Source organism: Pseudomonas sp. Colony2 (assembly GCF_019382755.1).
GTDB lineage: Bacteria > Pseudomonadota > Gammaproteobacteria > Pseudomonadales > Pseudomonadaceae > Aquipseudomonas.
Genome location: NZ_CP080030.1, coordinates 3,359,410 through 3,362,762, shown reverse-complemented (window position 1 = coordinate 3,362,762; position 3,353 = coordinate 3,359,410). Strand labels below are relative to the sequence as shown.

4 protein-coding genes are annotated in these 3,353 nt (G+C 62.2%); all 4 read left to right on the top strand.

The window, feature by feature from the left end:
• The first annotated feature begins 3 nt into the window (after positions 1-3).
• A complete protein-coding gene (locus tag JV201_RS29695; protein ID WP_257903330.1) occupies positions 4-198 on the top strand; it encodes a hypothetical protein in 195 nt (64 codons plus the stop codon).
• Between the two features lie 168 nt (positions 199-366).
• The gene (gene bet, locus JV201_RS13360; RefSeq protein WP_219407166.1) at positions 367-1,173 is read left to right on the top strand and encodes a phage recombination protein Bet; all 807 of its coding nucleotides are present in this window, start codon (positions 367-369) and stop codon (positions 1,171-1,173) included.
• Positions 1,170-2,798: a YqaJ viral recombinase family protein gene (locus JV201_RS13355; RefSeq protein ID WP_219407057.1), complete on the top strand. Its 1,629-nt coding sequence runs from the start codon at positions 1,170-1,172 to the stop codon at positions 2,796-2,798. Before bet ends, JV201_RS13355 begins: the two co-directional genes overlap by 4 nt.
• The coding region (locus JV201_RS13350; RefSeq protein ID WP_219407056.1) for a hypothetical protein at positions 2,795-3,353 on the top strand (559 nt) is incomplete at its 3' end. The genes JV201_RS13355 and JV201_RS13350, both read left to right, overlap by 4 nt.

Genomic DNA, 3,353 nt, shown 5'->3' with positions numbered 1-3,353 from the left:
CGCATGACCACCGCACCGGTTAAATCACTRATCGACGAGCARCTCGAYGAMGTTGAGTCGAARCTGATCATGCTGGGCTTCGGCCTYCCCTTCAATGAAGTGATCGGCCAGCCGCGYGAGCGTGCYGTGGCCACCTTGCCGAAGCGCCTGGCGGCGACCATGAAGGGCGGTCGAATTGCGGTGAGGGTTCGGYCGTGACCAYCCRCCAGCGCACCCGGCGCCTRCTCATCTGGCGCGGCTCCTTCTCTGCACTCTCCGTCTGCACCTTTCTGATGTTGCTCAGCGCCCTCGCTGATCGAATCACTCAATAACCAACACCTTCAATCGCTGCGAGCATCGCGGCAAGGATCCCCCATGTCCGCAGTAATGAAGCAGGACGACAACACGCCTGCGATGTCGGAGGCCGCGCTCGTTGAAGTGCTGAGCAGCAGCCTCTACCCCGGCGCCGAAAAGAACTCAGTCGTGATGGTGTTGGCTTACTGCCAGGCCGCGCACCTGGACCCAATGCTGAAGCCGGTGCACATCGTCCCGATCTGGAACTCGAAGACGAAAAAGATGCAGGACACGGTGATGCCTGGCATTGGCCTGTACCGCATCCAGGCGGCGCGCACCGGCCAGTACGCCGGGATCAGCGAGCCTGAATATGGCCCCCCAGTAACGGCGAAGTTGAGCGGCGTAGAGGTCACGTATCCCGAATGGTGCCGCGTGACCGTCAAGCGGCAGATGAGCAACGGGCTGGTGGCCGAGTACACCGCCAATGAGCGCTGGCTTGAGAACTACGCGACATCGAGCAAGGACACCGCTGCGCCCAACGCCATGTGGAAGCGTCGAGCATTTGCCCAGCTCGCCAAATGCGCTGAGGCCCAGGCCTTGCGCAAAGCATTCCCTGAAGTCGGGTCGGCGCCAACGGCCGACGAGATGGAAGGCAAGGCATTCGAGGAGCCGGCGCGCGATGTCAGCCCTCGACAGCGCGCCGAGCCTGAACCGGAAGCGCTGCCCGCCTACTCCGACGAACTGCTGACCGAGAACATCGTGAAGTGGCAGCCACTTATCGACTCGAACCGAACCAGTCCTGAACACCTCATTGCGACCATCAGCAGCAAGTACACGCTGAGCCCGGCGCAGATTGAAAAAATCACCAACCTCAAAGCCCTCGATGGAGATTCAGCATGAAAATTCACAACGTAGCTCAAGGCTCCGCCGAGTGGCTTGCCCTTCGCGCCAAGTTCCGCACCGCCTCCGAAGCCCCGGCAATGATGGGCGCGTCGAAGTACCAATCCCGCACCGACTTGCTGATGGCCAAGAAGACCGGTATCACACCGGACGTCACGCCCTCGCAGCAGTTCATCTTCGACAAAGGGCACGCGACCGAGGCCCTGGCGCGCCCACTGGCCGAAGCACTGATCGGCGAAGAGCTTTATCCGATCGTTGCTACCGAGGGCAACCTGCTCGCCTCCATGGACGGCGCCACGATGCTCGGCGAGACACTGTTCGAGCACAAACTGTGGAATGAGTCGGTCGTGGCCCAGGTGAAAGCGGGCGACCTGGCTCCGCACTACTACTGGCAGCTTGAGCAGCAACTGCTGGTGAGCGGCGCTGAGCGGGTGATCTTTGTTTGCTCCGACGGCACGCCGGAGAACTTCGTGCATATGGAATACCGGCCAGTCGCCGGCCGCGCGGCCCAGTTGATCGAAGGATGGAAACAGTTCGAGGCAGACCTGGCCAACTTCGAGATGGCCGACGCGCCTTCAATCGTCGTCGGCAAGGCACCTGATGAATTGCCAGCCCTTCGCATCGAGCTGACCGGCATGGTCACCGCCAGCAACCTGAAGGTGTTTGAAGACTCGGCACTGGCTGTCATCGACTCAGTGAAAACCACGCTCTCCACCGACCAGGACTTCGCCGACGCCAAGAAGGCGGTCAAGTGGTGCGGTGATGTCGAAGAGGCTGTCGCGGTCGCCAAGAAACAGGCCCTCTCGCAGACCCAAAGCATCGACGAGCTGTTTTCGTCGCTGGATCGCATCAGTGCCCATGCTCGCGAGACTCGACTGAAAGTCGACAAGCTGGTGAAGGCTCAAGAGCTGCTGGTGAAGACCAACATCAAGCAAAAAGCCGAGCTGGCGCTGGCGGATCACATCGCCGCCATCAACAAGACGCTGGGCAAAGTCACGCTGCCTCATGTCGTTTCGGACTTCGCCGGCGCCATGAAGAACAAGCGCACCATCGCCAGCCTCCAGGACGCAGTAGATACCGAACTGGCCCGGGCGAAGATCGATGCAAGCCAGGCAGCCGACGGCATCCGCTTGAACCTGACCAGTCTGGCAGAGCTCGCCGTTGATCATGCCTTCCTGTTCAGCGACGTGCAGCAGCTGGTCACTAAGGCCAACGATGACCTGGTGACGCTGATCAAATTCCGAATCTCCGAACACCAGAAGGCGGAAAAGGAAAAGGCCGACGCGAAGCGCATTGCTGAAGAACAGGAAGCCCAGCGCCTGGCGGCCATCAAGCCAGAGCCGGTCGTGGAGAAGGTGGCGACGCCAGAGCCTGCCCGCACCGCTCCGGTCCAGGCAGCGGCACCCGTCGGCCAGGCCACAAAGCCTGCGGCGAGCCACACCATGGAGCAGGTAGCGCTGCAGGCCAACGTGACGGACTTCGAGGCCCTGGTGAAGGCCGTGGCATATGGTCAGGCGCCAATCACCGTACTCTTGGTCAACCGGGAAGCGCTCGACGCGATGGTCGCAGCGCAGGGTTCAACCTTCAGCATGGCCGGGGTGACGCTGGCCAAGGCGGCAGCATGATCAGCAACMACCTCAGCCTGRTCGAGGCGCTKCGCCCGGCCTCGGMTGAACTGGCGGCCCAGGTCGCCCAGTTCCTGGCCAGCGGCGGCCAGATCGAAGAAGCGGCGCCCATCGGCTACAAGCCCAAGCCMATCACYTACARCAACCAGATGCCGCCGGCACCGAAGCCGTTTGTTCGGCGGCGGGTCGAGTCGGCTCCCCTGCCCCCGCACTCGAAAGATATTCGCCAGCAGGAACGCGACGAACTCGCTGAGCGCATCCGGGAACTGGGCACCACGCACACGCAAACGGAAGCATCGGTTGCCTTGGGCCTGAGCCGGCGCACCCTCTACAGCTTCGCAAAGGAGTACGACATCACCTTCAAGAAGCCAACCCGGAGCGGTGCCAACGGCGCAGTTCGAAGCGAGCAGGTCCTGGCCCGCGACGCGAAGTACGCCGAGCGGATTCGCGCCTTCCTKGARCTGGGCATMACYCRSCGCCAGTGCTGCGGGAAGCTGGCGATCGGCAACAAGGCCTTCGAGCGGATCATCGCCGCCCACGGCATCGACTACCCAA

Coding starts and splice junctions, on each gene's coding strand:
- JV201_RS13355 (WP_219407057.1), top strand. CDS start 1,170: ATGAAAATTCACAACGTAGCTCAAGGCTCCGCCGAGTGGCTTGCCCTT.
- bet (WP_219407166.1), top strand. CDS start 367: ATGAAGCAGGACGACAACACGCCTGCGATGTCGGAGGCCGCGCTCGTT.